Origin of the sequence: Pseudonocardia sp. (genome assembly GCF_025965585.1) — a bacterium.
In the GTDB taxonomy this organism is placed as follows: Bacteria; Actinomycetota; Actinomycetes; order Mycobacteriales; family Pseudonocardiaceae; genus Pseudonocardia.
The window spans coordinates 1-14,294 of record NZ_JAOPWR010000548.1 but is presented as its reverse complement, the minus strand read 5'-3'; the positions used below and the strand labels follow the sequence as shown (position 1 = coordinate 14,294).

The 14,294-nt window shown below is 67.3% G+C and carries 13 protein-coding genes; 10 read left to right on the top strand and 3 right to left on the bottom strand.

The features are described 5' to 3' along the window. On the bottom strand, window positions 1-254 hold a 254-nt coding region (locus tag JWR81_RS33965; RefSeq protein WP_297662156.1), incomplete at its 3' end, for an Hsp20 family protein. Window positions 255-446: 192 nt separating this feature from the next. On the opposite strand from JWR81_RS33965, the gene JWR81_RS33960 reads away from it, so the two are divergent. The 4 genes from JWR81_RS33960 (at window position 447) to JWR81_RS33945 (ending at window position 3,338) form a co-directional block, all read left to right on the top strand. Beyond that, on the top strand, window positions 447-887 hold the full coding sequence (locus JWR81_RS33960; RefSeq protein WP_297662154.1) for a hypothetical protein: 441 nt from the start codon (window positions 447-449) through the stop codon (window positions 885-887). A 53-nt stretch (window positions 888-940) separates the two neighbouring features. Then, window positions 941-1,273, top strand: coding sequence for a hypothetical protein (locus JWR81_RS33955; RefSeq protein ID WP_297662152.1), 333 nt, complete (start codon window positions 941-943; stop codon window positions 1,271-1,273). A 3-nt stretch (window positions 1,274-1,276) separates the two neighbouring features. After that, window positions 1,277-1,495 carry a hypothetical protein gene (locus tag JWR81_RS33950; RefSeq protein ID WP_297662150.1) on the top strand — a complete coding sequence of 73 codons (219 nt, stop codon included), beginning with the start codon at window positions 1,277-1,279 and terminating at the stop codon, window positions 1,493-1,495. 385 nt (window positions 1,496-1,880) lie between these two features. Continuing rightward, window positions 1,881-3,338: a sugar porter family MFS transporter gene (locus tag JWR81_RS33945; protein WP_297662148.1), complete on the top strand. Its 1,458-nt coding sequence runs from the start codon at window positions 1,881-1,883 to the stop codon at window positions 3,336-3,338. 240 nt (window positions 3,339-3,578) lie between these two features. Here JWR81_RS33945 and JWR81_RS33940 read toward each other — a convergent pair whose 3' ends face one another. Continuing rightward, window positions 3,579-5,864 (bottom strand): glycoside hydrolase family 3 N-terminal domain-containing protein, encoded by a 2,286-nt coding sequence (locus JWR81_RS33940; RefSeq protein WP_297662160.1) that lies wholly within the window; start codon window positions 5,862-5,864, stop codon window positions 3,579-3,581. Between the two features lie 169 nt (window positions 5,865-6,033). Beyond that, the gene (locus JWR81_RS33935; protein ID WP_297662145.1) at window positions 6,034-7,041 is read right to left on the bottom strand and encodes a LacI family DNA-binding transcriptional regulator; all 1,008 of its coding nucleotides are present in this window, start codon (window positions 7,039-7,041) and stop codon (window positions 6,034-6,036) included. Between the two features lie 265 nt (window positions 7,042-7,306). On the opposite strand from JWR81_RS33935, the gene JWR81_RS33930 reads away from it, so the two are divergent. The 6 genes from JWR81_RS33930 to JWR81_RS33905 all read left to right on the top strand — a co-directional run bounded on the left by JWR81_RS33930 (window position 7,307) and on the right by JWR81_RS33905 (window position 14,232). After that, on the top strand, window positions 7,307-8,143 hold the full coding sequence (locus tag JWR81_RS33930; protein WP_297662143.1) for a phytanoyl-CoA dioxygenase family protein: 837 nt from the start codon (window positions 7,307-7,309) through the stop codon (window positions 8,141-8,143). A 353-nt stretch (window positions 8,144-8,496) separates the two neighbouring features. Continuing rightward, the gene (locus JWR81_RS33925) at window positions 8,497-9,687 is read left to right on the top strand and encodes an extracellular solute-binding protein (RefSeq protein ID WP_297662141.1); all 1,191 of its coding nucleotides are present in this window, start codon (window positions 8,497-8,499) and stop codon (window positions 9,685-9,687) included. A 5-nt stretch (window positions 9,688-9,692) separates the two neighbouring features. Next, entirely contained in the window at window positions 9,693-10,634 is a 942-nt protein-coding gene (locus JWR81_RS33920; protein ID WP_297662158.1) for a carbohydrate ABC transporter permease, read from the top strand. Then, window positions 10,631-11,563: a carbohydrate ABC transporter permease gene (locus JWR81_RS33915; RefSeq protein WP_297662139.1), complete on the top strand. Its 933-nt coding sequence runs from the start codon at window positions 10,631-10,633 to the stop codon at window positions 11,561-11,563. Before JWR81_RS33920 ends, JWR81_RS33915 begins: the two co-directional genes overlap by 4 nt. Window positions 11,564-11,625: 62 nt before the next feature. Continuing rightward, window positions 11,626-12,609 (top strand): NAD-dependent epimerase/dehydratase family protein, encoded by a 984-nt coding sequence (locus tag JWR81_RS33910; RefSeq protein WP_297662137.1) that lies wholly within the window; start codon window positions 11,626-11,628, stop codon window positions 12,607-12,609. Window positions 12,610-12,759: 150 nt separating this feature from the next. Beyond that, window positions 12,760-14,232 carry an ornithine decarboxylase gene (locus tag JWR81_RS33905; RefSeq protein ID WP_297662135.1) on the top strand — a complete coding sequence of 491 codons (1,473 nt, stop codon included), beginning with the start codon at window positions 12,760-12,762 and terminating at the stop codon, window positions 14,230-14,232. Window positions 14,233-14,294: the final 62 nt, after the last annotated feature.

Here is a 14,294-nt window from a genome sequence, read left to right as displayed (position 1 = left end):
ACCTGCATCTCGATGTGCTCGTTGGTGGTGACCGGGCGGCGTTCGGCCTTGACGGTGAGCACGTTGCGTTCGACGTCCAGCTCGATGGCGTCGGGGTCGATGCCGGGCAGGTCGAAGCAGACGACGAACTGTTCGCCGGCGCGGTAGGCGTCCATCGGCATCGCGGTGGGACGGGTCCAGGTGCCGGGGTTGGTGCCGAACACCTGCGAGGTCAGGCGGTCCAGCTCACGGAACGGGTCGGTGCGCATCAACATCGCGGGGCCGGTCCTTTCATGATCGACGATGAGGCGGCGATGTTCCGAGGGGTGAGGGGTGTCACCGCCGTCGGATAGCTGTAACGATAACTAGAGGTTTTGTGGAGTGCAAGACCTGTTATGTGTCGGGTGAGTAGGGGTATAAAGACGGGGTGTCGAGATGACACTCCCGGCTGGGGAGGAACCGTGGGCGTGACGAACGTGTGGGTCCAGACCCACTCCGACGGCCTGGTGCGGGCCGATCAGATCGTCGGGATCGAGGCCCATCGGACCCCGGCGCTGACGGGGAAACCGGCGAACTGGCTGCTCGACGTCGTGGTGCCCAGCACGGTCAGCGGTGCGGGCACCGGGGCGGGGATCACGATGCTGCACCGCACCCTGATCCAGACCTCACAAGACCCTGCAGACGCGCCGGTGATGCTGGCCCGACTGCTGGCCCAGCTCGACGCCATCAACGCGGCCGGTGTCATCGTCGCCGGCCGCGGGCAGTTCGGTCGTCGAGGCGCTGTGCCCGACGCTCGTGGGGAACAGTCCTCCGGTGATGTCGCGGTGGAGTCCGGAGTGGTGCGGTTCCAGTTCACCCCGTTCCCGACACCACCCCCGGGCCACCACACCGGCACCGAGTACCTGTGACAGCTCAGTACGCGCGAGCAAGAGCCCTGGCGATGTCTGAAGGGAGCAAGGCCATGACGAGAAGTGCACTGCAGGCACGGTCCTACCGGGTCCTGTCGGAGCAACTACAGAGGCTGCGCACCCCGGCCGAGCGCGACCACTTCATGCAAGGGGCGCACGATGCCCTGACATGGCTGGTCGAAGGCCGATCGGCGCCGCTGACGGGACGGTTGAACTGGCCGATCCATGGCCACGACGTCGCTGATGAGCGTGCCGTCGCCACGGCGCTCGCCCACCAGGAAAGCTCCCCCTCCCAGGAGTACGCGGCCGGTGTGCAGCACACGTTGATGTGGGCACAGTCGGCCGACGTTCCTCCGCCTGCCGATGTACGCAAGGTCGGGTGCTGAGCGATGAGCCTGCACAAGCAGATCACCAACCCCACCCCAGGGGTCGGTGACTCGGTGGACATCGACGCCGGCGGTCGGGTCGTGGAGATCCAGGTGCGTGGCGGGGTGATCGGGGCCCTCGTCGAGCTCGACGAGTTCGAGAACCACGTCTGGCTACCGCTTGACGCCCTGGTCGTGCGGGAGCCCGTAGCCAACCATGACCGGCTGCGGGCAACGGCGTAGGTGAGCAGGGAATCCGTCGATCCGCCTATCGGGAGATCTGACCTGCCACCGACACACCGGAAAAGTATCCACGCCGGTAAGCGGCGAGCGCACCGATGAGTAGCCACAGACGGCGAGCACGGCAATTATCCACATCCGAGCCACCGGTCGAGTTCGATCGTCGGACGCGGTCGAGACGGCGCGGACCGTAGCGTCTTGCGGCGTCGGGCCCCAACCATGCCGAGGCCGTGGGAGCGCCATCTCCACGAACGTCGGATATGACCTGGCTATCCGGGTCGGCCTGAGCGCCGCTGCATCCTCGGCACCCGAGAGCGGCCGTTGACAGACCTCGACAAGCGCGGTGCACTTTTTGCTAGGTGTCTGCGGCCGGGATGGGAGGCAGCCGATGACCATGCCAACCAGGGCCGAGCAGCCCAACGAGGGCGGCGTGCTCGCCGCCCTGAACTCCGCGGCTACGACGTCGTTCTACTGGTACTTGGCGCTGTTGGCCTGCATCGGTGGGTTCCTGTTCGGGTACGACACGGCCGATATCGGCTCGGTCCTGAACTTCATCCCCTACCACCTGTCCGACTTCGCCACGGGCTACCTCGTGGCCGGGGCGTCCATCGGAGCGGCGGTGGGCGCGCTGGTCGCCGGACCGTTGACCGACCGCTTCGGACGGAAGTCGTTGCTCATCGCCGATGCCGCCATCTACGCAATCGGCGCGATCTTGTCGGCGGTCGCGGTGAATGCCTTCATGCTCCTGAGCTCGCGTACGTTGATCGGGCTCGCGGTCGGGGCGGATTCCGCGATCGCCACCGCGTACATCGTCGAGTTCGCGCCGGCGAACCGGCGGGGTTCGCTCAGCCTCATCCAGCAATGGATGATCACGGTAGGGATCCTCGTGTCCTACCTCGTCGCGCTGTTGATCCTCAAGGTGGCACCCCAGGCGGCGTTCGGCGCGGACTGGCGGATCATCCTGGGTCTGGGCGCGGTCCCGGCGCTGCTCGCGGTCGTCCTGCGGGCTCGGATGCCGGAGTCCCCGCGATGGTTGATGCTCAAGGGGCGCTTCGCCGACACCAGCAAGGCGCTGGGACAACTGAAGATCGAGGTATCCGAGGAGCAGGTACGGGCGACGGCAGACCGACTCGCCGCGAGCGTGGCGAAGCAACAGCACAAGTCGCCGTGGACACGAGGCGTGAAGAGAGCGTTGATAGTGGTCTGCGTCTTCTTCATCTTCCAGCAGATCACCGGTATCAACGTGCCCTTCTACTATGGCCCGAAGCTGCTGGCAGGGTTCTTCCAAGGAGGCTCGACCTCGGCCGTGGACGCAGCCGTGGCCGGGATCGAGACCGCGGCCATCCTCGGAGCGGTCAACGTGATCGCCACCTATTTCGGGTTCCGCTACATCGACCGGGTCGGGCGCCGGAAACTCGCTCTCGCAGGCTACGCCGGCATGGCGGTCTTCATCCTGCTCGCGGCCGTAGGCGTGGCGTTCCTGACCGGCACACCGAAGATCATTGTGGTCATGGTGGGATTCGCGTTCTTCATCACCTCGTTCGCGATCGGGGTCGGTGGAACGGGCTGGCTCATTCAGGGCGAGGTCTTCCCGACAGCGGTTCGAGGGCGCGCCGCGGCGATCGGAGCGAGTGTCGACTGGTTGGCCAACTTTGTGATCATCCTTGTGTTCCCGGCCCTGACCACGGCGGTCGGGCTGGGGTGGGTGATGGTGTTGTTCGCCGTCCTCGCGGTAGCGGCAATTGTGTTCATCGCGCGTTTCCTGCCCGAGACCAAGGGTCTACCGCTGGAAGACGTCGTCGGTGTCTTCGAACGCCAGGCTGCCACGACCAAGGCCTCCCGGTAGCCGTCGGACTGGGCCCCGACCAGGGATGATCCCGCGGACGGCGAGGAGCGCTGTCGGTGGCAAGTCCAGCTACGCAATTCTTGTTGGGATCACCTCATCGACCTAGGGGTCGGATGAACCGCCTCCCGGACTTCATGTCCAGGAGGCGGCCCCATGTGCGGCTTCAGCTTCGGGGGACGACCCGCCTTGGTGCGCGTCGAGGGAGAACCGTGTCGAGTTGGGTCGGTGTGCCCTCCGGGATCAGGTACTGGTCGTCTTTTCCTGGGGCTGGTCGTTGATGGTGACGGGAGTCATGAGAACCGGATCAGGGCCGAGAATCCTCCGCGGTCCTGAGACGGTGAACGTTGCTGTGGCCCGGATGTCGTCGGCTGAGGCGCCGATCATCAGGTTGATGTCCCCGGGTTCCACGACCCGTCGCAGGTCGACGCCGGTGAATGCGGTTCGGTCCGCATGAAGCTCGAACTCGATGTGGGCGGTCTTGCCCGGGGGGAGTGGGACGCGAGCGAAGCCGACGAGCTGAATGACGGGGCGGACGACCTCCGCGACCGGGTCGGTCAGGTACAGCTGGACCACTTCGTCGCCGGCACGGTCTCCGACGTTGGCCACGTCGACCGACGCCCGGACAAGACCGTCCGTGGCGACAACCTCCCGGTCCACGTGGAAGTTCGAGTACTCGAACCGGGTGTAGGACAGCCCGTACCCGAACGGGAACAGCGGAGTCGGGTCGAGGCTGCTGATGCCGTCGGCGCCGATCGCCAGAGGTGCCTGCAAGTAGGTGCTGGGCTGGCCCGTGCCAGTCCGAGGGATCTGGACGGGAAGTCTGCCGCTGGGAGCGACGCGCCCGGAGAGAACACCGGCGAGAGCGGAGCCGCCCTCGACACCGGGCATGAACGCCTGCACGACAGCGGCCGCCCGGTCCACGTAGGGATCGAGGGCGTAGGGGCGCCCGGATACCACCACGACGACAGTGGGTGTCCCTGTGGCGAGGACGGCGTCGACCAGCTGCCCCTGCACGCCGGGCAGGGCGAGGTCCAGCGCGTCGCATCCTTCCCCCGATGTCCCTCGGCCGAACAGCCCGGCCCGGTCCCCGACCGCGACCACACACAGGTCGGCTTCCTCCGCCGCGGTCACTGCGTCCGCGATCGTCGACGAGTCGTCCCCTCGGACGTCGCAGCCCTTGGTGAAGCTGATCCGGCTGTCGGGGAACTCCAGCAAGACCGCGTCGAGCATCGACGGGACGTCGAGCCCGAGTCCCACCTCCGGGTAGTCACCGAGAACGTGGTTGGGGTAGGAGTAGCAGCCCATGAAGGTTTGCGGGTCATCGGCGCAGGGCCCCACCACCGTTATCCGTCGCGGCGCCGCAGTGCCCGTGCCCAGTGGCAACGCCCCGGAGTTGGCCAGGAGGATGATCGACTGCTCGGCCACGTCACGGGCGATGGCGCGGTTCCCCGGGGAGTCGAACGTGGCGTCGGCGTCCGCGCTGATGCCGAGGTGGTCGGACCAGCCCGGGTCGAGCATGCCCAGCTCGACCTTCTGACGGAGGACCCGCGCGGCCGCCCGATCGACCAGGTTCTCGTCCACCGCGCCGCTCTCCACCAGCTCGACGAGCCGGTCTCCGTAGCAGATGGTGTCGGGAAGTTCGACGTCAAGGCCCGCTTCCAGCGCTTGACGCCCGGCATCGCCCAGGTCGGGGGCCACACGGTGCATGGTGTGGAGGAATGTGATGGCTCCGTAGTCGGAGACGACAATGCCGTCGAAGCCCCACTCGTCACGCAGGAGCCCCGTCAGCAGAGAGCGGTCGGCGCCCGCGGGAATGCCGTCGACGTCGGCGTAGGAGTTCATGACCGAGCGCGCTCCCGCGAGCCGGATCGCCATCTCGAAAGGCGGGAGAATGACGTCGTGGAACTCCCGACGCCCGAGCGACACGGGCGCGTGGTTGCGGCCGGCGCGAGATACGGAGTAGCCGGCGAAGTGCTTGAGCGTCGCGATGACACCGGCGCCCTGCAGTCCACGGACGTACGCCGAACCCATGACCCCGACCAGGTAGGGGTCCTCGCCCATCGTCTCCTCGACGCGGCCCCAACGGTAGTCACGGACGACATCGAGCACCGGCGAGAGCCCTTGCTGCACACCGACAGCTGCCATGTCGCGGCCGATCGCGGCGGCCATCGTCTCGAGGAGGGACGGGTTGAACGTCGCAGCCCAGGCCAGAGCCGTCGGGTACACGGTGGCGCCGAGGGTCGTGAATCCGGTGAGGCACTCCTCGTGGACGATCGCCGGGATACCCAGGCGGGTCTTGGTCACGAGATCCTGCTGCAGCTCCGCGACGCGTGCGGCGCCGGCTTCGAGTGACACGGGAGCGGTGCCGAAGACACGGGTGAGCTGACCGAGACCGTCGCGCCGAGCGTCCTCCCAGGACTTGTCCGCGGCCAGGATGTCCTGCATAGGCGCGACATTGCTGATGTTCTCACCCCCGAACTCCAGCCATACGCTCCCCAGCTGCGCCACCTTCTCGGCCAGCGTCATGGCGCGGAGCAGGCTGTCGACCCGTCGCGCCACCGGGAGGGAAGGATCCCGCCACGGGTCCGTGGCGGCGGTGTCCCCTTCTCCGCCCGGCAGGTCTCGTGGAGCCTCGTTCGTTCGTGCAGAGGTATGTGTCACGACCGTCCTCAATTGTTGGTGGGTAGGTGGCTGGTCACAGGCGGGCCGTCGACTGGCGTGTCACCAGGTGGGTGGCCAGCTCGACGTGATGGCTCTCGATGGTTTCCCGTTCGGCCAGTCGGGCCAGGGTCCGCATCGCCAGCGCGCCCATCTCCCTCAGCGGCTGGTGGATCGTCGTCAGGGGCGGAGAAGACCACTCGGCCAGATGTGAGTCGTCGAAGCCCACGATGCTGAGATCCTCGGGAACTCTCAGACCCAGCGTCCGGGCGGCCTCGATGACACCCAGCGCGAGGAGGTCACAGCCCGCGAATATGGCCGTGGGCCGCTCGGCGGACGCCAACCACGCCCGAGCGCGCTCGAAGCCCGTCTCGTACGTGAACAGCCCGTGCTCGACCGGGTTGGAGTGCGGGTCGATGCCCGCCTGCTCCAGCGCGGCTCGGTAGCCGTGGAGCCTGGCCACATTGCAGGCCATCTGGGGCGGCCCCGCGACGTGCGCGATGCGTCGATGTCCGAGCTGGACGAGGTGCTCGGTGGCCGCGAAGCCACCGTTGAAGTTGGTGGCGCCGATGCTGGTGAGGTTCTTCCGTGGCAGGTTGATGGAGTCGATGACGACGAGCGGCACTCCTGCCTCGTCGAACCTCTCCACCTGCTCGGGCTCGAGGACGGCGGAGACGACGAGAACACCGGCGCGGCCGTGGGAGCGCACCCTGGACGCCCAGCCCGGTCCGGCCTCGTCGGGGAAGCGCCGGGGCACGACCGTGAGGCCGGCCTCGTCACCGGCGTCGATGATTCCTCCCAGGACCTGGGCCGAGTACACGGAGGTGAGGTCGTCGAAGACGACTTCCACCGTCCTGGTCTCCTGTCGGGAGCCGACCGGTGTGTAGTCGCAGTCCTTCATGGCCTCCCGCACGCGCTGCCTGGTGGCCGCTGACACGTGGATGTGCCCGTTCAACACCTTGGAAACCGTCGGCACGCTGACGCCGGCCAACTGCGCGACTGTGGCGAGCGTGGAGCGTGCCGCCTCGTAATCCGCGTTCTTCACGTAGGCCTCCTCAGAAATACTTGCTGAAATTTTCAGAAACTATTTCCGTCGCGGGGTTGGCAGGCCGAGCGTAGACCAGGCAATGCCGGTGAAGCAGCCCCTTGACGCCTGCGCATCCTGCTCTCTATGGTCTCTATCACACAAGGTGTGACGGAAATATTTCTGGAAATTGACGATATAGTTTCGGATATCTTTGATGCTCGGCACGGGGCGACGCGCCGGATGCGGCACTCATCGTGCCCGAGGTGAAGAGGAGATGACGTCAATGAAGCTGGATGCGAGCGAGCTGCGCGCGCAGAAGCTGTCCGCCGAACACCATGCCGAGGTGAAGACGGACCTGCAGGTGCGGGGCTACGCGGTCCTCGAGAAGGTGATCCCCGACGACAAGCTCGAGCAGGTGCGTTCGGCGTTCTTCGAGAGGCTCGCCGCGAATGTGCGTCAGGTGGGGGACAACCGCGGCAAGCAGCGCCAGGGTGGCGTGCCACTCCCGATCGAAGAGCCCTTCACCGATCCCGAGATCATGGCCAACCCGCTGGCTCTCGACGTGTACGAGGACCTGCTCGGAGCGGACATCGCCTGTTCGTACTTCTCCTCCGACACACCCCTGCCGGGGTCGGAGTACCAGCCTGCACACCGCGACGGCCAGGATCTGTTCCCCGGCCTCGCCGTGACGTTGCCGGCCTACATGTACGAGATCAACATCCCGCTGGTGGACTTCCGGGAGGACAACGGTCCCGTCGAGATCTGGCCCTTCAGCCACCTCGTCAACGGTTTCTCGCTGGGCAACCCCCGTGCGCTCGAGCACGAGGGCGTTTCTGCCACGGAGACGGAGGTCCAGGACTACGCCGCGAGTCTGAGCCCCCAGCCCGTCCTGATGCCGGCCGGCTCACTGCTCCTGCGCGACCCCCGGATGTGGCACCGAGGAACCCCGAACCGGTCCGACGAGCCCAGGCCGATGCTGTCCCTCGCCTACCACCGGCCTTGGTACCGGTTCAACTCCGTGACCCTGAGCGGCGAGGTCTACCGGACGATGCCCGAACGTATGCAGCGCCTCTTCCGGCTCGCGACGATCGACGGCGAGACGAGCCGCGACTTCAGCTGACCGGCCGCTTCGCCAGGGGTCCAGCCACCCCGCCGCACGGACGCTCCGGCTGGACCTCGCCAGCGGGACCGTCCACCAGTCCGGGACGGTCCAGTGTGCCTCGTTCCGTGCCGCCCCGTCGCGACTCCGCCCGGGTGCCTCTGAACCTGACGGCCCTGCCCACATAGTTCCCCACCAGGAGATGAACCCCTGTGCTGACATCGCAGAAACTCAGACCACTCACCGCTCTTGCGGCAGCCGCAGTCCTCTCCGTCGGGCTCACGAGCTGTGCCGGCTCTGCGAGCGACGGGGCGGGGTCCGGCTCGCAGGTCACCATCTGGGCCACGAGCCAGGCCAACTCGGCGGAGAAGGTGATGGCGGGGATGATCGACGATTTCAACAAGAGCTACCCGGGCGGCGGCCACGTCTCGATCGAGTGGATCGGCGGCGAGCAGTGGAAGACGAAGGTCGCGGTCGCCATGGCCGCTCACGCGCCGCCCACCGTCTTCTACACCTTCGGCGGTCAGCTGCTCGACCAGTACGTCGACGGCGGCAACGTCATGGACCTGACCGACGCACTCGCGGCTGACCCTGCCTGGAAGTCGGCGTACTCGGCCAAGAACGTCTTCGACCTCGCCACCTACAAGGGGCGGACATACGGCATCCCGGCCGGTGGGCCGGACTTCGAGGTCATGTGGCAGAACGAGGCCGTCCTCAGGAAGGCGGGCGCCGCCCCGTCGCCGGCCACGTGGAGCGCCTTCCAGGACGTCGTGAACAAGGTCAAGGCGACCGGCGTGGCCCCCATCGCGCTCGCTGGCAAGGACCTGTGGCCCGAGATGATCTACATGCAGTACCTCACGCTTCGCAACGGCGGCCCCGAGGTCTTCAACAGGATCAAGACCTTCACCCCCGGCTCATGGAGCGACCCGACCGTCATCAAGTCCGCGGAGACCATCCAGGATCTCGCGAGGTCCGGTGCGTTCACCAACGGCTTCAACACCGTCACCTACGCCAGCGGGCAGGCCGAACAGCTGCTCGCCAGCGGACAGGCCGCCTTCCAGGCGATGCTCTACTACGACGAGTCCAACATGCGGGCGTTCGCTCCGACCTTCGCCGCCTCAGCGGACTACTCCGCCTTCCCGTTCCCGGCGATCGAAGGGGCGCCCGGGGACCAGCAGGCGCTGGTGGGCCAGCCGGCCGAGTACTGGGGCGTCTCGGCGAAGGCGTCGCCCGCCCAGCAGAAGGAGGCCACCGCCTTCCTGAAGTACGCCACCACGTCGCAGACCTACAACGTCGACTACCTGGCGAAGGCCGGCTTCACCCCGATGACCGACGCGGGCGCGAAGGCGCTCCAGTCGAAGGACGTCCCCAACGCCACGCTCCTCAAGAAGCTCTACGAGATGGGTACGCAGGCGCCGTCGTTCCAGCCCTACTGGGACCAGGACCTGCCCAGCGCGGTGATCACACCGATGCTGTCCAACATCGGCGAGCTGTTCGACCTCTCCATCACTCCGCAGGAGTTCGCCTCCCGGATGAACGACGTCCTGGCGCAGGCGAAGAGTTGAGCACCGTGACGACCGGCCCGGCGGTCGGCGCGGCGGTGGCCGCGCCGACCCGCCCCCGGCGGCGACGGTTCGCCTGGTGGGCAGGGCTGTTCCTCCTGCCCAGCTCGTTGCTCTTCGCCGGGCTCGTTCTCCTGCCCATCGTCGTCGCGGTGGTCCTCAGCTTCTGCTCCTGGGACGGCACCACGGCCGTACGCTTCATCGGCACCGCCAACTGGCAGCGCTTTCTGGGCGACGGCGACGCCTTGGCGGCGTTGCAGCGCACCGGCCTCCTCGTGGTGCTCTGCTGGCTGATCCAGGAGCCGATCGCGCTGGCGCTGGGCGTGTATGCAGCGGGGCGCCAGCGCCACCGAGCGCTGCTGTCGGCCGTCTACTTCCTGCCCGCCCTCGTCTCGTCGGCCGCCCTGGGTGTGCTGTGGAGCCAACTGCTCTCACCGGTCAACGGCGGCGTCCAGTACGCGTCGCAGCACTTCGGTCTGCCCTTCCTCGGCCAGAGCTGGCTCGGCTCGCCGCACCTCGTGCTGGGGACGGTGACGGTGCTGGTGTGCTGGCAGTTCATCCCCTTCCACAGCCTGATCTTCCAGGCAGGCGTCAAGCAGATTCCCCGGTCGCTGTACGAGGCAGCCGCCATCGACGGCCTGACACCGTGGCAGCAGCTGATCCACATCACGCTGCCGATGCTGCGGCACACGCTCGTCACCTCGTCGACCCTCAACATCGTCGGCTCCCTGACCGTGTTCGACCTGATCTACACCCTCACCGGTGGTGGGCCGGGTCAGAGCACGCGTGTCCTGGCGCTGGCCCAGTATCTCGAGGGCTTCCAGTCGTTCAGCTTCGGTTACGCGAGCGTGCTCGCCGTGGTCCTCGGCGTGCTCGCGGTGGTCGTCTCGCTGATCCTGGTCCGTGTCACCGGCTTCGGTGAGATGCGAAGCGAGGCGGAAGGCGCATGACGAAACAGCTCAGCGAGATGGATGTCCTCGTCCCCCCGCGGCACAGCGAGGCCGCTGTGGCACCACGTTCGGTAGCCCGGCTGTCGAACGGACGGCGGAGGCGGCGTAACACGTCGTGGCCGCGGCGTGCGGCAACCACGGGGCTGGCGCTCGTCTGGCTGATCATCGTCGCGGCCCCCCTCTACTACATGCTCGTCGTGAGCCTGGAGCGCACGGACACATTTCTCTCCAGCAACCCGTGGTTCCCGTCCCTGGGGGTCACCACCGACAACTACGTCGCCGTCATGGAGAGCGGGTTCGTCAACTACCTCCTGAACAGCCTGATCGTGTCCGTGAGCGCAACGGTTCTGTCGGTGGTCGTCTGTCTGCTCGGGGCGTACGCCGTCGTCGTCCGCGCCAGCCGGCTCACGGGGTTCGTCTTCCGTGTCTTCCTCACCGGCTTCGCGGTCCCCATCCAGGCACTCATGGTCCCCCTGTACATCGAGATCCAGAAGCTGAACCTGTACGACTCACTCCTCGGCCTGATCCTGCCCATGGCGGCCTTCAGCCTGCCGGTGACGGTGCTGATCCTCGTCAACTTCCTCCGCGAGGTCCCGCCCGAGCTGATCCAGGCCATGCAGGTCGACGGCGCGGGGCCGCTGCGCATCCTGTGGTCACTCGCGATCCCGATCAGCGTCCCAGCCATCGTCACCGCCGGCATCTTCGACTTCATCGCGAACTGGAACAACTTCCTGTTCCCACTCATCCTGACGCAGAGCTCGTCGGCTGCGACCCTGCCCCTTTCCGTCTTCCAGTTCCAGGGCAACCACTTCGCCGACGTACCGCAGATCATGGCCTCCGTCGCCCTGTCGGCACTGCCCTTGTTCGTCGCTTACATCCTCGCCCGGCGTCGAATCACCTCCGGCCTCGCCGCCGGCTTCGGCAAGTAGGCCGACCCGAGAGTCGCCCTCGCACCATCACATCGGACAAGCACATCGGACAGGAGCTCCCCGTGGCCAAGAAGGTCCTATTCATCGGCGGGACCGGCATCATCAGCTCGGCGTGCGTGCGCAGTGCCATCGCGGACGGCATGGAGGTCTTCGTGCTCAACCGCGGCAAGACATCCCGGCGCCCCCTTCCCGACGAGGCGCGTGTGCTCATCGGCGACGTCCGCGACACCGCAGCTGTCCGGGACGCTCTGGACGACCTCGACTTCGACGTCGTGGTGGACTTCGTCGGCTTCATGCCCGACCACATCGAGACCGATATAGCCCTCTTCCAGGGCTCGGTAGGGCAGTTCGTCTACATCAGCTCCGCATCGGCATACCAAAAACCCCTCGCCCAACTCCCCATCACGGAATCCACGCCCCTGGCCAATCGTTTCTGGGAGTACTCCCGCGACAAGATCGCGTGCGAAGCGCTGCTCAACGCGGCATATAGGGACAAGGGGTTCCCGGTCACGATCGTCCGGCCTTCCAGCACTTACGACAAGACCTGTCTGCCCTTCCTGGGAGAGTGGACCGCGATCGACCGCATGCGCCGCGGGCTCCCGGTCGTCGTCCCCGGCGACGGGACTTCCCTATGGGTGCTGACGCACCACGAGGACTTCGCCAACGCCTTCGTATCCCTGTTGGGCAACCCCCACGCCATCGGTGACACCTTTCACATCACCAGCGACGAGCTCCAGACCTGGAACCAGATCTTCCTCACTCTCGGCCACGCAGCAGGCTGTGAACCACAACTCGTCCACATCGCGAGCGACAGCATCGCCAAAACCGTGCCCGAGTGGGGGCCACCGTTGCTGGGCGATGCGGCACACTCCGTCATCTTCGACAACTCGAAGATCAAGCGACTGGCGCCAGGATGGGCTGCCCGCATTCCCTTCGCCCAAGGGGCCGCGGAGATGATCAGGTGGCGTGACGAGGACGGTGCGAGACGTGTCGCCGACCCCACCGTGGACGCCGCCTTCGACGCACTCGTCGCCGCATATGTGTGAACGTGGGGTGCCCGAATCGTCGAGGGCGAGCAGGCGGGAAACAGCCCGGCCCGCTGGGGCGCCGCTCCGCACCCTGGCCGCGTTGTGCCTTGCATCCGGCGCCGGAAGCCACACGAGTTCAGCGCGGTTCACCGGCGGGTAGACCCAGGGATGGACCACGACGAGGTGCCGTTGCTGGACGGGTTGGCGGAGTATCGACGGCTGGGTCGCTACGGGTTCACCCCGCCTGGTCACCGGCAGGGCCGGGGCACGGACCCACGGGTTCGCGAGGTGATCGGCTGGGATGCCTTCCGATCCGATGTGCTGGCCGCCGCGGGGTTGGACGACCGGTCGTCCTCGGGCGGGTTGCTCAGGCGTGCCGAGGAGCTGATGGCCGACGCGGTCGGGGCCGAGCACGCGTTCTTCTCCACCTGCGGGAGTTCGTTGTCGGTGAAGGCAGCGATGATGGCAGTGGCGGGCGGCTCACCCGGTGGCTTGTTACTCAGCCGCGACGCCCACAAGTCCGTCGTCGCCGGCTTGATCTTCTCGGGGGTGCAGCCGCGGTGGATCCCTCCCCGCTGGGATGCCCGGCTGCACCTGGCCCACCCGCCGTCCCCGGAGGAGGTGGAGCGGGCGTGGCAGCGCAATCCGGACGCGGCGGGGGCGTTGATCATCTCCCCGACCCCGTACGGCACGTGCGCCGATCTCGTCGGCATCGCCAGTGTGTGTCACGACCGCGGTAAGCCGTTGATCGTTGACGAGGCCTGGGGGGCGCATCTGCCGTTCCACTCGGACCTGCCGACGTGGGCGATGGACGCGGGCGCCGATGTGTGCGTGGTGAGCGTGCACAAGATGGGCGCCGGATTCGAGCAGGGCTCGGTGTTCCACGTCCAGGGCGACCTGGTCGATCCGGCGCACCTGTCGGCGTGCGCGGACCTGTTGATGACCACCAGCCCCAATGTGCTGCTCTACTCGGCGATGGACGGGTGGCGCCGGCAGATGGTGCAGCATGGAGCCGAGCTGCTGGGGGCGGCGCTGGAGCTGGCCGGGCGGTTGCGCGGTGAGATCGACGCCCTGCCGAACCTGCATGTCCTTCACGACGAGCTGCTGGACGCGGAGGCCTCGCGCGATCTCGACCTGTTGCAGGTCCTGATCGACGTCACCGGCCTGGGGATCAGCGGCTACCAGGCCGCGGACTGGCTGCGCGAGCACTGCCGGATCGACATGGGGCTGAGCGACTCTCACCGGGTCCAGGCCACCCTGTCGATGGCAGACGACGACCTCTCCGCGAAGAAACTGGTCGACGCCCTGAGCCGGCTCGCCGGCGCCGCGCCGCAGCTCCCGACCCCGCCGGCTGTACGGCTGCCCGCCCCGCACGGCCTGGAGCTCGAATCGGTGGCGCTGCCGCGGGACGCGTTCTTCGGGCCGACGGAGATGGTGCCGGTGCAGGAGGCCGTCGGACGGGTGGCCGCGGAGCAGGTCACCCCCTATCCGCCGGGCATCCCGGTCATCGTTCCGGGCGAGCGCATCACAGCGGAGGTCTTGGACTACCTGCGCACCGGCCTCAGCGCGGGGATGGTGTTGCCCGACCCCACCGATCACTCCCTCAGCACCGTGCGAGTGGTCGCCGAGCAACCAGATTGAGGTCTGCAGGAGCGCAGGGTGGCCGCCCGATCTCCCATCGCGCCGTCGTCCGCCCGACCGGG